Origin of the sequence: Roseburia sp. OM03-7AC, from assembly GCF_003462625.1 — a bacterium.
GTDB lineage: Bacteria > Bacillota > Clostridia > Lachnospirales > Lachnospiraceae > Roseburia_C > Roseburia_C amylophila.
The window spans coordinates 17364-33274 of the sequence record NZ_QTZJ01000009.1; the positions used below are offsets into that span (position 1 = coordinate 17364).

Annotated in this window: 18 protein-coding genes; 1 reads left to right on the forward strand and 17 read right to left on the reverse strand. The window is 39.5% G+C overall.

The window, feature by feature from the left end; all coding sequences use genetic code 11:
- Positions 1–152: 152 nt before the first annotated feature.
- The 7 genes from DXB39_RS14960 to DXB39_RS12740 form a co-directional block, all read right to left on the reverse strand.
- Positions 153–317 (reverse strand): hypothetical protein, encoded by a 165-nt coding sequence (locus DXB39_RS14960; protein WP_171024793.1) that lies wholly within the window; start codon positions 315–317, stop codon positions 153–155.
- 104 nt (positions 318–421) lie between these two features.
- Positions 422–685, reverse strand: coding sequence for a hypothetical protein (locus tag DXB39_RS12715; RefSeq protein ID WP_117901609.1), 264 nt, complete (start codon positions 683–685; stop codon positions 422–424).
- 251 nt (positions 686–936) lie between these two features.
- Entirely contained in the window at positions 937–1248 is a 312-nt protein-coding gene (locus DXB39_RS12720; RefSeq protein ID WP_022242543.1) for a hypothetical protein, read from the reverse strand.
- Positions 1248–1646, reverse strand: a complete 399-nt coding sequence (locus DXB39_RS12725) for a hypothetical protein (protein WP_117842205.1) — start codon at positions 1644–1646, stop codon at positions 1248–1250. Before DXB39_RS12725 ends, DXB39_RS12720 begins: the two co-directional genes overlap by 1 nt.
- Positions 1647–1703: 57 nt before the next feature.
- Positions 1704–2810 (reverse strand): lysylphosphatidylglycerol synthase transmembrane domain-containing protein, encoded by a 1107-nt coding sequence (locus DXB39_RS12730; RefSeq protein ID WP_117842204.1) that lies wholly within the window; start codon positions 2808–2810, stop codon positions 1704–1706.
- The gene (locus DXB39_RS12735) at positions 2752–3303 is read right to left on the reverse strand and encodes a hypothetical protein (protein ID WP_117842203.1); all 552 of its coding nucleotides are present in this window, start codon (positions 3301–3303) and stop codon (positions 2752–2754) included. The genes DXB39_RS12730 and DXB39_RS12735 overlap by 59 nt, the downstream gene beginning before the upstream one ends.
- Before the next feature lie 92 nt (positions 3304–3395).
- Positions 3396–4421, reverse strand: a complete 1026-nt coding sequence (locus tag DXB39_RS12740; RefSeq protein ID WP_117699002.1) for a glycosyltransferase family 2 protein — start codon at positions 4419–4421, stop codon at positions 3396–3398.
- Positions 4422–5080: 659 nt separating this feature from the next.
- Here DXB39_RS12740 and tyrS point away from each other — a divergent pair.
- The gene (gene tyrS / locus DXB39_RS12745) at positions 5081–6307 is read left to right on the forward strand and encodes a tyrosine--tRNA ligase (RefSeq protein ID WP_117699246.1); all 1227 of its coding nucleotides are present in this window, start codon (positions 5081–5083) and stop codon (positions 6305–6307) included.
- A gap of 104 nt (positions 6308–6411) precedes the next feature.
- Here tyrS and DXB39_RS12750 read toward each other — a convergent pair whose 3' ends face one another.
- The 10 genes from DXB39_RS12750 to DXB39_RS12795 form a co-directional block, all read right to left on the reverse strand.
- A complete protein-coding gene (locus tag DXB39_RS12750; protein WP_117699245.1) occupies positions 6412–7263 on the reverse strand; it encodes an Rpn family recombination-promoting nuclease/putative transposase in 852 nt (283 codons plus the stop codon).
- Positions 7264–7620: 357 nt separating this feature from the next.
- On the reverse strand, positions 7621–8058 hold the full coding sequence (locus tag DXB39_RS12755; protein ID WP_117699244.1) for a hypothetical protein: 438 nt from the start codon (positions 8056–8058) through the stop codon (positions 7621–7623).
- 9 nt (positions 8059–8067) lie between these two features.
- Positions 8068–8859, reverse strand: a complete 792-nt coding sequence (locus DXB39_RS12760; RefSeq protein ID WP_158565997.1) for a putative ABC transporter permease — start codon at positions 8857–8859, stop codon at positions 8068–8070.
- Entirely contained in the window at positions 8853–9323 is a 471-nt protein-coding gene (locus tag DXB39_RS12765) for a phosphohydrolase (protein WP_117842201.1), read from the reverse strand. The genes DXB39_RS12760 and DXB39_RS12765 overlap by 7 nt, the downstream gene beginning before the upstream one ends.
- Before the next feature lie 94 nt (positions 9324–9417).
- On the reverse strand, positions 9418–10401 hold the full coding sequence (locus DXB39_RS12770) for a Gfo/Idh/MocA family protein (RefSeq protein ID WP_117842200.1): 984 nt from the start codon (positions 10399–10401) through the stop codon (positions 9418–9420).
- Position 10402: 1 nt separating this feature from the next.
- Entirely contained in the window at positions 10403–11284 is an 882-nt protein-coding gene (locus DXB39_RS12775) for an ROK family protein (RefSeq protein ID WP_117842199.1), read from the reverse strand.
- Positions 11285–11312: 28 nt separating this feature from the next.
- Positions 11313–12146 carry a carbohydrate ABC transporter permease gene (locus tag DXB39_RS12780; RefSeq protein ID WP_117842198.1) on the reverse strand — a complete coding sequence of 278 codons (834 nt, stop codon included), beginning with the start codon at positions 12144–12146 and terminating at the stop codon, positions 11313–11315.
- Positions 12143–13015, reverse strand: a complete 873-nt coding sequence (locus tag DXB39_RS12785; RefSeq protein ID WP_117842197.1) for a carbohydrate ABC transporter permease — start codon at positions 13013–13015, stop codon at positions 12143–12145. The genes DXB39_RS12780 and DXB39_RS12785 overlap by 4 nt, the downstream gene beginning before the upstream one ends.
- A 118-nt stretch (positions 13016–13133) precedes the next feature.
- A complete protein-coding gene (locus DXB39_RS12790) occupies positions 13134–14444 on the reverse strand; it encodes an ABC transporter substrate-binding protein (protein ID WP_117842196.1) in 1311 nt (436 codons plus the stop codon).
- Between the two features lie 64 nt (positions 14445–14508).
- Complete coding sequence (locus DXB39_RS12795; protein ID WP_117842195.1) at positions 14509–15720, reverse strand: ROK family transcriptional regulator; 1212 nt, start codon at positions 15718–15720, stop codon at positions 14509–14511.
- Positions 15721–15911 lie beyond the last annotated feature (191 nt).

The window sequence follows — 15911 nt, forward strand, 5'->3', positions numbered from 1 at the left end:
TCTTTTATTCATTTTTCTATTCACTTCTTACTAATGGGTATTCATTTTTACTTTAAGTTGTCGTGCAATTTATTAGAATGGAATTTTTGAAAGAGCCAGCACCTTGAATGGGCTGACTCTTTCAATGTCACTTGTAATTGACAAACTGGAATTTACTTGTTTTTCTTCTCTTTGCTGCGTCTCACTAATGCGATAAATAGTTCAATGACTCCGCCACATAGCCATATGATACCTAACGCAATATTTTCTGCCCAGAACCAAAACGGTGACATAACAATCCATGTAATCGCTAAAATAAAAATTCCCCTACTGCTCATGATTTTCCTCCTGAAACTCCGATTTGTATAACAGTAGTCTAACACACGTTGTTTAAAAATACTACAGCCAAGCCAATGTCTGTAATTTGCCCTAAAATTTCATTTTATGGAATTTGGACTACTTGATTTTCTAATTGCATACGTAATTCGTGAAATGTATAATTATACTGTTGATACATCAGACACACAAATGTAAATAGGGACTTTGAAAAAACTTCGAGATATTTTCTACAATGCTTAAATCCATTCAGACAGCACGGACAGGCAAAAATCCTGCTCATCTTATCCCGAAGAGTTTCATAATCTCTCTTTTCTACCAGTTCATCCAGTTCTTCTTCTCTGAAAAATTCATTATCCCGGTTTTTCATGCATTCCCCTCCGACACAATTCGACACTTTTTATCTGTTTTTATAATAATTACGAATAACCTGCCTGTAAACTACCCGAAAGTGTAGGTTTTTCATTTACCCGGGAATTTTTTTAAACAGGGAATTTAAAACACTTGACCTGAAGATAAGTTCAAGTGCAGGAATTGCACTGCACAGTAAAACAGCAAGAGTCAGCTATTGCAAACTCTTGCTGTTCGAATATACCTTTAAAAAAGGGACTATTAATATTTCTATTTTCTCTGTAACCGTTTCTGCAGCACACCCTTTGGATCTTTGATTAAAAACATTACCAGCCAGATGATTAATCCTAAGACCACTACGGATATCCCCAGGAAAAAATCATTCAGCATGTCCACCGGTTCCGGTGTAAAATACGCTGCCTTTAATTCTATGTACTCAACTACCGCATCTACCAGCCACATCAGTGTGGCGCCCCAGTACATAAGACTTAAGGTTCCTATTCGCATCTCGTTGGTGCCGTCCTTAAAATACCATACCAAAGTTACAATCACTGCCGCAATGGCTGCTGTAAGTAAAGTCATTACTGTATCTCCTTACCTGTTCCGATAACCGGACGTTTCTCGATTACATTGGATACTGCCACCATACCAGCCCACACAGCCGTAACAAGTACTGCCATGGCAACACCGGTTGTTGCCATCTCATGGAGCATTGCCATCGCATCCTCCGGATTTCCTGCTGCTGTTAAAAATGGGAACCATGGTGTCACTTCGCCATGCCAGATATGTTCAAATGCCAGCAGTGCAGAACCGCCCCAAAGCATATGGTTTAACCATTTTAATTTATGAGAAAATGGTGTCTTGCTGTTCTCACTTAAGGTAAGTTCCTCTTTATTTGCGCGTTCCTCTTTCCCCTTTACCACATGCTCTGCAATTGTGGTAACTGCAGCTTCCGTTGCCGGAACTAAAAAACATGCCATATTTATATCCTCCTTATAAAACTTATACTTTTATTATATGAGGGAATTTTCTCAAAGTCAATTGTATTCGGCTGTTTCTGCGGGTTTCTTTCTACTGCATTTTTGCTCGAAGATATATACCATCACCGTAAGAATTGCGGAAGTTATCAACAAAAAGTAGAAATTTATTCCACGGGATACACACATGGATGCCGTAAGAAAAGTTCCCGGAAATACCCCGGCGAAAATGCTCTTATACATCAGCTCCGTAATTCCCTGTGCCCCCGGCAATGGCAGCATATCCACGGCGATATAGACGGATGCCTGGAGCATCATGACCGTAAGCGCATCTGTGCCCTTTAAATGAAAGCCAAGATATACAAGATAAGTCAGGAAAAATACACTACATCTTTGCAGCACCGTAAATAATGTAACCGCCACGATTTTGCCCTTATGTCTGGCAAAAAAATGCACCGTCTCCCGGTATTTTTCCGCAAAACCGGAGAGCTTTTCAATCCGTTCCTCCGAATGCTTTAGCAGATGTATCCGCACGCAGAACCGCTCCACTCCTGTCACAATATTGTGAAACAGCTTTGGTCCGAACATTACGATTAAAAGGAAAATCACCAGCACTGTATTTAACAGAAGTCCCAGATAAAAAAGCCACATATAGCTTCCCAGATAATTCTTTAGCGGATGATAGCCAAACAGCAGCATGAAAAGTCCAATCACCACCAGCACAAATTTGTAAAGCACTGCTACCGTCATTAAGACTACCGTACTTTCCGATATCTTTAACCCATCTTTTTTCATATGATAGAGCTGCATCGGCTGTCCGCCTGTGGCGGACGGTGTAATTCCCGAATAGAAAAATCCGATAAAAGAATATTTGATGCACCTGCCTGCTGCAACGGGATTTCCCAGTGCCCGCAGAAGATAGCAGATCATCAGCCCTTCTGCCGATACGAAGAAAATCCCCAGACCCATGGCCCCAAAGAGATACCACGCATCCATTTTTCTTACTGCCTTTGCAACCTCTGTCATATCATTTCCCCTACAGATAGCAGAGAAAGTCAGTGCCGCCAGTAAGAGAAACAGCAGGACACTGATGAGATTCTTTTTATTCTTATGCAATTTCTGTCCGATACTGCTCCATACGGATGAGCTGCTTAAGTTCTCCTTCATAGATGACCTCTTTCTGCTCTAATTCATAAAAATCTTTTGGAGTTACCAAGGAAAAATGCTTCGAAAAAAGCTTTAACCCATTTTCCTCTAGCACCCGGGCAACAAAGGAGGAACAGGTATAGCGTTTCTCCCGGAAGAATTCCTTCTGCAATAAAATAAAAGGCAGTCCTGCGATGCAGTAATGATATTTGTAGCGGTTTTCATAGCATTTTTTCAATTGCTTTCTGATATTTTCCTTCTGCTTTTTTGTGCAGTCTATGGCAAATATCATGTAACGCGCCGTTGGAAATGCCCGTATGATTTTCTCCTTTTCTTCCCGCTCGAAACCCGCCAGAAGCGGTATCGAAGGAAATCTTCTTCCCACGCTGTAGCACTCATCCAGCATCTCGTCCATGCCAAGCACCACATGTATGTAATCCTGCCGAATGGCTTTGCGGATCATCCACGCAAACAGCCCCGGCGTATCTACTAATCCGATGTATAATTTTTCCATTTTCTTATCCTCTTGTACAATTCCTGCTGTTTCTTATATTGCTTTTATGCAGCCTTATGCTGTAGTTTTTGCATTGTTGGCTGTCCTGTTTCTTACTGGAACTGGTACATTTTCCGTGCCAGGCGATAGCCGGTCAGGGTTACAAAGCCGCCTGCCGCACCACCCGGCAGATAAGTAAATCCGCTTAATCTCCGGTATTTTAAAATGCTATAAAGCTTTGGATGCAGTGCCTTTATATGCTCCCAGAGATTCTCCCGTTTCGCATAAGCTTCCTTATCTCCAATCAGCAGCAGGTGGATGGAAGAAATTGCCATCATGACAGAGATATTTCTTGTCATATAGGCTGCCAGCTTCGGATAAGTTTTTGACACCTCACCAAGGTTCACACAGTCTGACACCAGTTTGGTTACCTTAATCTGCTGGTCAATCCGCTTCATTAAGACTTTTTCATTTACGGACTGGTCATCTCTTCCCAGAAAATAGTGATACAAATCCAGATTCAGATAGCAGATATTTTTTACATAAGGTAATGGTTTATATGCAAATATGTTATCCACATAAAAAGTATGCTTCGGCAATTGCAGCCTGCAGTCCCGCAATATCTGGGTGCGGTAAAGCAACGCATGCATCACAAGGTACTGGGACGGCTTAAAATTGCCCATGTCATTCCAGGTACAAAGCTTCTTCTCCGGAAATACATTGGTATAGCGCATTGGCTTTGTCCTGTTCTCATAAAGGTGGTCATAGACGTAATTGCAGACTACCAGATCCACTTCTTTTTCCTGCCATTCCCATTCCCGAAGCTCTGAAAGAAGCTCCTTTAAACTTTCCTCATCCAGCCAGTCATCGGAATCCACCACTTTAAAATAAGTTCCTGTGGCTGCCTCAAGTCCTGCATTTACGCCGGAACCATGTCCACCGTTTTCTTTATGTATGACTTTCACAATATCCGGATATTCCTTTGCATACTCGTCGGCAATCTCTCCGGTTCTGTCGGTAGAGCCGTCATCTACAATGATAATTTCCCCTTCCTCTTTGCATACCAGAAGAGAATCTATGCAACGTTTCATATAATCCTGTGAATTGTAACAAGGTACTGTAAATGTAATTTTCTTCATTTTCCTAACCTCCTGTATCTCTGTTAACTAAAACGAATAAACTTTCCTTTTGTCTTCAATTTTCTTTTTGTGTATTACTCCATTAATACAATTACACAATTAAAGTAATTTGTCAATTTACATTTCCTTAAGATTTGTTAAACAATAAATAACAAATTTTTAAATCCGGCTTTTAAAATCTTATGTTTGACAAATTTTAAGTTACCCCCTATAATGGGGATAATTAAGGCAGTTACAGGCTTTGATGGGAACAAGTAATAGCAAAGGAAACCTACAGAGAGTCACCGGTTGCTGAGAGGTACAGGGGCAGCTTGTTATGAATACATCCCGGAGCTTCGCACCAAATATTCAACATTTGTCAAATTAGAAACATAGTTTGCAAGGGAATGGCTTATGCAAATTTGAATGAGTAGGCTGCGACGGATTAGCACACGTTATCGATGCGTAAGTTGCCAGGTATCCCTAAGGCACTGCAGATGGCAGTCCTGTCGGTGACGGACACTTACTGAGGCAGGTTATGCGAATAATCTGTGAAAAAAGGTGGTAACACGAGACTTCGCCCTCGTCCTTTCATAGGACGGGGGCTTTTTTATGTGGGAAACAGAATAAAAACATTTCCCAAAATTTTAAAAATTATATTTTCAGAAAGGATTTTTATTATGACTTTATATGATGAATTAGTTGCCCGTGGACTGATTGCCCAGGTAACCGATGAAGCTGAGATTAAAGAGCTCATCAACAATGGAAAAGCTACTTTTTATATTGGATTTGACCCAACTGCAGACAGCCTTCATGTCGGACATTTCATGGCACTTTGCTTAATGAAACGTCTCCAGATGGCTGGCAACAAGCCAATCGCCCTGATTGGTGGCGGAACTGGTATGGTCGGCGACCCATCCGGACGTAGTGATATGCGTCAGATGATGACACCGGAAACCATTCAGCACAACTGTGACTGCTTTAAGAAACAGATGAGCCGCTTTATTGATTTTTCCGATGATAAGGCTCTTATGGTAAATAACGCTGACTGGCTCATGGACTTAAATTACATCGAACTTCTTCGTGACGTCGGTGCTCATTTCTCCGTAAACCGTATGCTGACCGCAGAATGCTACAAACAGCGTATGGAAAAAGGCTTAAGCTTCTTAGAGTTTAACTACATGATTATGCAGAGCTACGACTTCTATACCTTATACCAGAAATATGGCTGTAATATGCAGTTTGGTGGCGATGACCAGTGGAGCAACATGTTAGGCGGAACCGAGCTGATTCGTCGTAAACTTGGAAAAGATGCTTACGCGATGACCATCAACCTTCTTCTGAATTCCGAAGGTAAGAAAATGGGTAAAACACAGTCCGGTGCTGTATGGCTTGACCCGAATAAGACTTCTCCATTTGACTTCTATCAGTACTGGAGAAATGTTTCCGATGCAGATGTATTAAAATGTCTGCGTATGTTAACCTTCCTGCCATTAGAGCAGATTGACGAAATGGATAAATGGGAAGGCAGCCAGTTGAACCAGGCAAAAGAAATCTTAGCTTACGAACTGACCAATCTGGTTCATGGCGAAGAGGAAGCCAAAAAAGCACAGGAGAGTGCAAGAGCATTATTCTCCGGCGGCAATCATGCAGATATGCCTGCTGCTGAAATTGCAGAGGCAGACCTTCGCGATGGCGTTATCGATATCATGGGACTTCTTGTTTCTGCCGGACTTTGTGCTTCCCGTTCCGAGGCACGTCGTGCCGTAGAGCAGGGTGGTGTTACCGTCAACGGCGAAAAAGTAACCGACATCAAGACCACATATACTCCGGATGATATCAAAAATGCAGAAGAATTTGTTCTGAAACGTGGAAAGAAGAAATTCTGTAAAATTGTAATGAAATAATCTATTAAAAAGCCAAAAGAGTTGTACCGATTTGTCCTGATGGACGTTCCGGTACAACTCTTTTTTGTCCTATAACTCGCTATTTCTTTCTAAATCTTATCGCTTTATAAATCCAAAGTCTTTCCATACTTTTCTAATACCTGTTTTGCCTGCTCTTCCGTTATCTGTAATTCTTCCTGCAGCAATGCCAGGATTTCGGCATCTGATTTTCCAAATTTACGACCGAGCTTTATGATTTCTACTTCTTTTCCCTCCTGCAAGCCTTCTTTCAAACCTTGTTTCCGAATCCGCTCTTCTCTCTCAAAACTCTTCATATATGCAAGACCTACCTCTCCATCCCGCTTGACTGCCGTTACCATCCGATGTAACTTTTTCAAGTTTTCAGATGGAGCATTCTCTATGGATGAATGCTCCATGTAATGCAGTAGCTGTTTTAATTCCTCCGGCGGGTTTCCTTCCCTTCCCCTTGTATACAGGAATATCGTCTGTGCGCCATCCTCATATTCTAATTCCGGTACTTCGATACATCCATTTTTAATTGTATACACCATGCGATTCAGTCCAAAGGGGTCATAAGTTGTAATAAAGATTACGATGACATTCCGAAGACTCCCATAGGTATCCCCTGCTGTCAGATTTCCTGCGTCAATCTTCGCATGGTAAAACCGGACTCTTCGGGGCAGTGATACGATTTCTTCTTTTCCATCATTCTGGTCTGGTTCTATATCAAAGATTTCTCCGTTCTCTTCATCCAGATATACATCCAGCCGAATGCCGTGAGTCTCTGTATTCTCTCCACAGAAGAAGCGCTGCGGCACTACTGTAAGCTTTCCTATCTGCCGACGCAGAATGCATTCCAAAATGTACCTCGCCGACTGTTCCCCGTAAATTTTGTGACTGGTCAGGCTGTTTACCAGAAAGTCATCCACCAGATTCAGTTCTTCTAAAGTTTTCATGTTTCCTCCTTTTCCCATAGTGCAAGGAAAAGCAGGATGATATACTTGGCTTTTCGTAAGAACGAATTTTCATATCGTTCAAACTTATTTGTCAGGTACTGTTATCATAATCTCATTTCCGATTCTGAAATTCCACCTATCCAATGCACTATGCGTTTGTTAATTGTAATTAGAATTTAAAAGCATAGAATTCATTGAATTGATACCAGAAATTTAGATTGGCTTTCGCCACTCGAAAATCAGAATATATGCTTTGTGTTGATTGTAACAAATGCCCTTGAAGAAAACAAGTAAAATATTTATAAAATAAACTGCCTCTCCATCCCACTTTACTGCCATTACCATCCGGTGTAACTTTTATCCATTATTTTGGGGTTTATCAGACACTAAAACGATACTAACTATTGCAAGTATAATTAACACATGCAGTATAATATGATATAAATCCGGAACATATCTTCCAGAAATGTTTACTACCTGAATACAATCCTTAAAATATTTTATCTTATTTTCTACATTTCCCATAAATCCATTTCCAAAGATTGTATACCACTCGTGGCTTAAAAATTGTGTTATAAACCACATGGAAAGCCATATCAAATGAATATATTTACCGATTTTTCCTGCAAAAACAAATAACAAAAATGTAACTACAGGAATAACCATAAACATCCATTCATCCCTGAATGCTCCCTCTACCAAATATTTGCTGCCAATTTTAACTCCTGTCATAGCAAGAAAATACCAGATTAATAGTATAACATTTGCTATTATCGCATATTTCTTTTTATCCATTCTTTTCTTCTACCCCCGGAACCGGTCTTTTACTTTCTCTACATATTGAACGCACAGTTCTTTCCGTTCTTCTACAAAGCTGCTGCAGCGCTCCTTCTTCTCTTCCACAAAACTGCTGCAACGCTCCTTCTTCTCTTCGAAGTAAATTTTACAGTACTCCTTCTGCTCCCCCGCCATATAAAGGTAACATTCTTTCCGGTCCCGCATCTGCCGTGCCAGCTTTTCCATTCTTGCACGGACGGTTTCCATATGTACGGTCGTATAAACCACATCAACTACAAAGAGAATATATAGGAAAAGTACCACTCTGGTGAGCACCAGCTCCGGAATTGCTGCGGTAAGCTGCATGATTACCGGATGAACGAAGCAGAGCAGTATCACGTTTCCGATTCCAAATATGATGCAGCCATAAAGACAGATTCTCCCGTTCAGATTATATCTGTATCTGGTATAATCCCACCAGCGTTTGTGGAACATACGCTCCATCGCATAAGAAGTAATATACTCTACTACGCCGGAGGTAAACATGGCTACCACAAAGATTGCCGGCACATTTCCAATCCAGCCGATGAGCCAGTAATTAAGCACTGCTCCCGCTCCATAAATCGGAATCCACGGACCTCTTAAGTAGCCACGGTTGATAAATTTATGATATTTTATCTGGGAGCAAATGGTAGATTCATAAAGCCATCCTGCTGCACTGTAAATCACAAACCAAAGGAAATAAATTCTGCCGGCTACCAGAAAATGCAGGAACACATTTCCGCATGTGCCCATAAATTCTCTTACCTGTACTAACATACTTCCTCTCTGCATCTGCGCTGTAAGGTCTCTCTGGCAGAACATTTCTTGTCAATCCAGCAGACAATCCAGCTTTCTAAATATTTCGGCGGCACCAGCGTCAGCGGAAACATATGCTTCTTGATAATGTCATGCTCTATCGGAGTTAATTCTACATCCATGCTGGCATTCCGCAATGCTACACCCGGATGGAAAAATCCATGCAGATGATGTGGCGTCAGCTGGTTATGCCAGTCATATAAGAAATAATCATGAAGCAACGCCCCACGGATCAGCTGCTCCATTTCTACTTTAAGCTGATGTTCCTTTGCAAAAAGGTAACTTTCATATGCCACCTGAACGCAATGCTCATATACTTCGGTGGTTCCATGCTGGATATGCTCTCTGGACTGCAAAATTCTGGTTTCTGCTTCAACCTGTTTTAATATATTCATGAAATAAGTATCTTTACTATAAGCTTCCATTTCTTAAACTTCCTTATCTCTCATCTTATTCCATCTTAATCAACATCATATATCACGTCAATGCCCGGATTCTTACGATTTTCTTAACCTGCAGTTACCAGTCTTCCCCAGGATATTTCATATTCCAGTCTTTTCTTATTTTTGTCATGATATCCATGACATCCCTTGAAAAAGCAAGCTTCATATCATCCGCATTCTGCCGGCTTACTGCCTGCTCCATATCCGTCAGTTCATATCGCAATGCATCTGCGGTACAGCCGCAGTCTATCTCTGTTTTTGCTCCTGTTACAGCATCTACAATGGTTGCTTTCTCTGCTCTTGGAAACTCCATGATTTCTATATAGCCCTTCTCGCAACTGATCATCGCCCGCTTTGGCTGCTTGGAATGCATGGAAAGTGCTACTACTGCCATCTGATTTAAATCATTTTTTAATAAAATGGTTGCCTGCTCGTCTGAACCAGTCGGTGATACCTTTCTCTGGCTGACAATCTCTTCCGGCTTTTTATCCATAAAGCTTCTTACAATGGAAAGTGCATATACACCGATATCAAGCATTGCCCCGCCTGCAAGATTCATATTGAAAAAACGGTTTTCCATATTGTATTCTTTAAAACTGCCAAAATTAATGGTAATCATCTGAACTTTTCCAAGCTCACCATTCTTAATGATCTCCCAGAGTTTTTTATAAAGCGGCATGTGCCAGATTGTCATCGCCTCTGCCACAACGAGATGGTTCTGTTTTGCCAACAGAACCATCTCGTTTAATTCTTTACTATTTAATGTAATTGATTTTTCTACCAGAATATGTTTTCCATGCTGTAATGCAGCTTTCATAAATTTGTAATGGGTATTGTGGGGCGTTGTAATATAAATAATATCCACTTCATCATCTACAAAAACTTCATCTATCGAATCATAAACTTTGGCAATCCCGTATTTTTCTGCAAATGCTACTGCTTTTTCATGGGTACGGTTGGCTACTGCATACATGGTTTTTCCCATTTTCTGCAATGCCTGCGCCATTTCATTTGCAATTACACCGGTACCCAGTACTGCCCAGTTTAAATCCTTTTCCATATTATTTCTCCTTTTCCCATTCCAGCATTCCAAGCTTCATGGAACCCAGTACACCCGGATTTTCACCCAGACCAGGTGCCACAATATAATCATCCATATGCTCTGAAATCATCGGATGGTAAACGTAGCCGTGTAACATCTCCTTCACATTCTCCCGGATCATGGCAAATAATTTCTCCTGGTGCATCACACCCCCCCAGAGAATAATCTTCTGTGGGGAATACATCAGAATATAATTGGTGATTGCCTGTGCCAGATAATCTGCCTCTAATTCCCATACCTCCGGCACGTCAGTAAGCTCCTTCGCTTCTTTTCCGTATCTTCCGAGAATGGATGGTCCGGAAGCCAGACCCTCCACGCAATGTGTATGGAACGGACAACAGCCGCCATAAGTATCTTTCGGATTTTTCTGAATCAGAATATGACCACCTTCCGGATGTACCAGTCCATGAACCAATCCGCCATTGACGTACACTCCCACACCAATTCCTGTGCCAACGGTAATATAAATGGCATTTTCGCAGCCTTTTGCTGCTCCCCAGGTCACTTCGCCCAGGATAGCGGCATTTACGTCCGTATCAAAACCTACCGGAACCTGAAGGGCTTCCTTCATTCTGCCTACAAAATCTGCTCCTGCCCAGCCCGGCTTCGGTGTTTTTGTGATATGTCCGTAAGTTGCTGAATTTCTGTTTAAATCCACCGGTCCAAAGGAACCGATGCCCAATGCTTCAATCTTTTTCTCCTGAAAATATGCAATCATTTCAGGAAATGTTTCATCCGGTGTACATGTCGGAATGGAAATCCTCTCCAATACCTCTCCGTTTTCATTTCCGATGGCGCAGACCATCTTGGTTCCGCCAGCTTCAAGTCCTCCAAAAATCATTGTATTCTCTCCTTTGCTCTATTAAATTTTAACCCTTTACAGCACCTGCTGCAATTCCTTTTACAATATTTTTTTGCATAAGAATATAGAATAAAATAATCGGAATACTTGAAATTACAAAGTTTGCTAAAATTAAATTCCATTGATTGCTATATGTTCCATAGAAGTACTGCTGTGATAACGGTAATGTCATTGGTTTTCCGTTTCCATATACAAGAAATGCTACCAAAAATTCTCCCCATACCCATAACGCATTCAAAACCGCAACTGTTGCAAGTATTGGACGCATCAGTGGAAGTACTATTTTACCAAGCATTTTAAATCTTGAACATCCATCAATTATAGCTGCTTCTTCCAGTTCCCGTGGCAAACCCACACAATAACTTCTGCATAAGAAAATTGGTACTGGCATTCCTAATGCAAGATAAACCAAAATTAATCCAAATAAATTGCCAACTAATCCAATTTTACGAACTACTACAATCAATGCTACCATATAAACCTGAAATGGAACAAATAAGGTTGTCATAATTACCAGCATAATAATACTGGACACCTTAGAATGCCATCTGGCCAATGCATATCCAGTAATTGCTGCAACCAATACTGTTAATGATGTTGTTACAACAACTGTAAAAATACTTGTCATAAAAGAGGATACAAAATTACTTTCCGTAATTATCGTAATATAATTATCCAGATTCCATGTCTGAGGCAGTGCTAATGCAGATGAACTAATTTCTGCTTTTGTTTTAAAAGAATTAATAAATACCAGAAGAAGGGGAGCTACAAATAAAATTGCAAACACAATTGTTACTGCATATTTTATTATGTTAAGTATAGTATTACTTTTCTTTTTCATGATAATCGCTCCTCCTTCTTCTTCATAATTGCGTTAAGTACAAGCGAAATGCCTGCAATAATCAGAAACAGGATGATGGACTGTGCAGATGCATATCCATTTCGGCTGGCACCAAATGCAGTTGTATATATTTTATATACCATGGTACTTGATGCGCCTACCGGACCTCCGGATGTCATAGTGTATGGCAGTTCAAATACTTTCATATGCGCTGCTACTGACAAAATAAGACAAGTCATAATTGTCGGTGCAAGAATCGGAAGCTTAATATACCAGATTGTTTTTAATGTTCCTGCACCATCGATTTTTGCAGCCTCTATCAAATCATCTGAAATACTCTGTAAACCAGCAATATATATCACCATATAATATCCAGCTACATTCCATATTCCAACAATAGCCAATGCTAAAATTACCAGTGATTTATTACCTAATAACGCTACTGATGTACCGGATATTGTTTTTGTCATTTCAGGTAAAACTTTTGTGTATACAAAATACCAGATATAACCTACAACCAGCAGACTCATTGTATTCGGAATAAAAAATATTGTCCGGAAGAAATTTTTAGCTTTTAATTTTGCATCTAATAAAAAGGCCAGTAAAATAGATACTAAATTTCCTGCAATAACCGCTATCAAAGTATAGCTCAATGTATTTTTTATTGTTTGTGTAAATGTCTTATCTTTAAATGCCTCTTTATAATTGTCGAACCAGATAAAATTATACTCTGTTTTCATTCCATAAGAATCGGTAAAAGAAAGCCAGAAACTTTGAACTACCGGAATTATAAAGAATAAAACAAACAATATCATTGCTGGCAATAACAGGCAAAAATAAAATAATGTCTCTTTTCTTTTTTTTCTCATGTACTCTCACATCCTGTTAAAAAAATCGGAGCTATTATATCAACTGTATTTTTTTCAGATCCGTCAAACTGACAAATCCAATCTACATTCGATACAACAGCTCCGGTATTATTATCAATTACTGCTGTTCTTTATATGCCTTATCCCAATACTCATCCAGAGTGGCAGCTGTTGTCTCCCAATCACTTTCGCCTAACATATAGTAAGAGAAGATCTCCCAGAGTTTATCTGTAAAGGTTGTTCTTAAAACTCTGTCGCCAAGCGGTGTAATCTTACCTGAATTAATGTAAGAATTAATATCTGCTGCAACCGGATCATAATCTACATTAACACCATTAATTGCAGAGGAAACTGCACATTTTTCTGCCCAGATAGTTCCAGCTTCTTCACTTGACATATATGCAAGGAACTTCTTTGCAATATCTGCATTTTCAGAATCTTTACAGATAGAAAGTGAAGTATCCGGGAAACATAACAGAACACTGTCATCCGGGTTATCAGAAACCGGGAATGCCATAATTCCAATATTAGCATCACTGTTTACTCCTCTGACACTTGATAATGCCCAGGAACCTTCAAAATAAAATGCATTCTCACCATTAGCAAAATTTGCTGCGCAGTCATCATAAGAAAGGTTGTATGCGTTATCCGGGTCACAGTATTTATAAACAACATCTGTTAACTCATCAAAAGATTTTTTCCAGCCTTCATCTGTTGCAAAAGAATGTTCTCCAGCATCACGCTCTGCACTCCAATCCGGATTTTTTGCATATACATTTTCTGCAAACAGACCAATTAATGCAATATACGGAACACTCAGGTCACTTAAACTGGAAGCAAATGGTGTAACCCCATTTTTCTGAAGTTTTTCACATGCTGCTACTAAATCTGAATAAGTAGTCGGAACTTCTATATCATTTGCTTCGAGGACATCCTTATTATAGAATAATCCAATCCATCCATTGTCTAATGGCATTGCATAAGTGCCATCATCATATATCTTATTTGCACCTGCCAATGTGTCTGAATTGATGTTAGATAAGAAATCTTCTCCAGATAAATCCAAAAGATAATCTTCATCAATTTCTTTCATCCATGTAACAATATCCGGCATGTCACCTGATGCTGCTCTGGAACGTAATGTGGTTTTTAAGTTATCAGAATTCATACTCTGCACTTCAATTTTAACTCCTGGATTATCTTTTTCAAAATTACTGATAATCTCATCCAGTGCTTCTTTTGGCGCATCCTCAACCTTACAGGACAGGAATTCCAATGTTACCTCGTCCCCTGATGAATCTGCATCTGCTGCTTTCTCTGTGTTTCCCCCTGTGCTTTCACTACTGTTGTCGCTTGTTGAGCCACAACCTGCCAACATTGAAATTGTCATTGCTGCTGTCAACATAATGGACACAATCTTCTTTTTCATGTAAAGTACCTCCTATAAAATATAATTTATTTATAATTCCTGGCGGAATTATTGCACCATATCATTATGCATTTAAGGAGAGCTTTGGTTTTTCAAGAATATGACTTAAGACATGGCAGCAGGCACCCAGTGGATATTCTTCCTGCTTTAAAGAGCCAACTCTTATTTCAATCTCATTTTCATATCCTCTTGTCAGATAATTCTTTGCCGTATTCTTAATTTCATTAACAAATTCGGTATCTTCAATCTGTGTACAACCACCAATAATAACTGTAGTAATTTCCAGTGTTTTAATCAGATTTGCTATCGCTATTCCAATATAAAAGCCGGAACGCTTTAATACCTGACGGCTGATCTCCTCTCCTTTTTCTGCTTTTTCAATAAAATCCTGTACTGTTAAGTGTTCTTCATCCTTTGAATACTCTTTGCCTGCTTCTAAACAAAGTTTTTTATATTCATTGTTCATCGCCATTTCACTTGCAAATGCATCCAGGCATCCACATTTTCCACAGGTACATAACGGGCCTTCCGGATTTACTGTAGTGTGTCCAATAAATCCTGCATTTCCCTGTCTTCCTTCTATCAATCTTCCGTGATAAAAAATTGCACTACCAATACCGGATCGAAGTCCTATGTAAATAAAGTTTTCTATATCTGATACCATGTATTTTTCTCTCTCTGCAACAGAAAGCAAATGTACATCATTTTTAATATAGACAGGTACATGGAATTTTTCTTCTAATATGTCCTTAATATGTATGTCATTCCAATTCTTAATACGTTCAATATGAACGGAAATTCCATTTTTTTCATCAATATTTCCAGGAAGTCCAAGTCCTATCCCCAATACCTTTTCCATACTGATGCCAACTTTTTTTACAATTTCTTCAATTTCATTTATCAATCCTTGCAAAACTTCATCTGCCTCAGCATCTGCCTCGTAACGAATTTCTTTTGAACCGATAATTTCTTTTGCTGCATTTGTTACTGCAATTCTGGTTCTGTGAATTGGAAATTCCAAATCTATTCCAATTGCATAACATGCCTTTGCATTTACAAGTATCAGATCTGCAGGTCTTCCCCCGGTACTTCTGACCTGACCTTTCTTAATAATGTAACCGTTTTCCTGCAGCTCTTTAATCACTTCAAGAACCGTTGGTCGGCTCACCATTGTTTTTCTTACAATCTCTTCTATCGTAAGTGGCTGATACGATAAAATACATTGCATAATCAGGTACTTGTTTGCTTCTTTTAAAACTTTTGTAGTGTTTTTCATTCACTTGTCCTCCCTTGACATGTATCATAGCACCTCTCATTTGTTTTGTAAAGTACTTTTACAATAATATTTTATAAATTATTTTTGCAAAATATATTTAAAAAACTATTCTTTTATGTTATACTCTGATAACAACAGCATGTTTTTTTCTGATAATTACATAATGAGTGCTATATTTTTTAATTATTTAT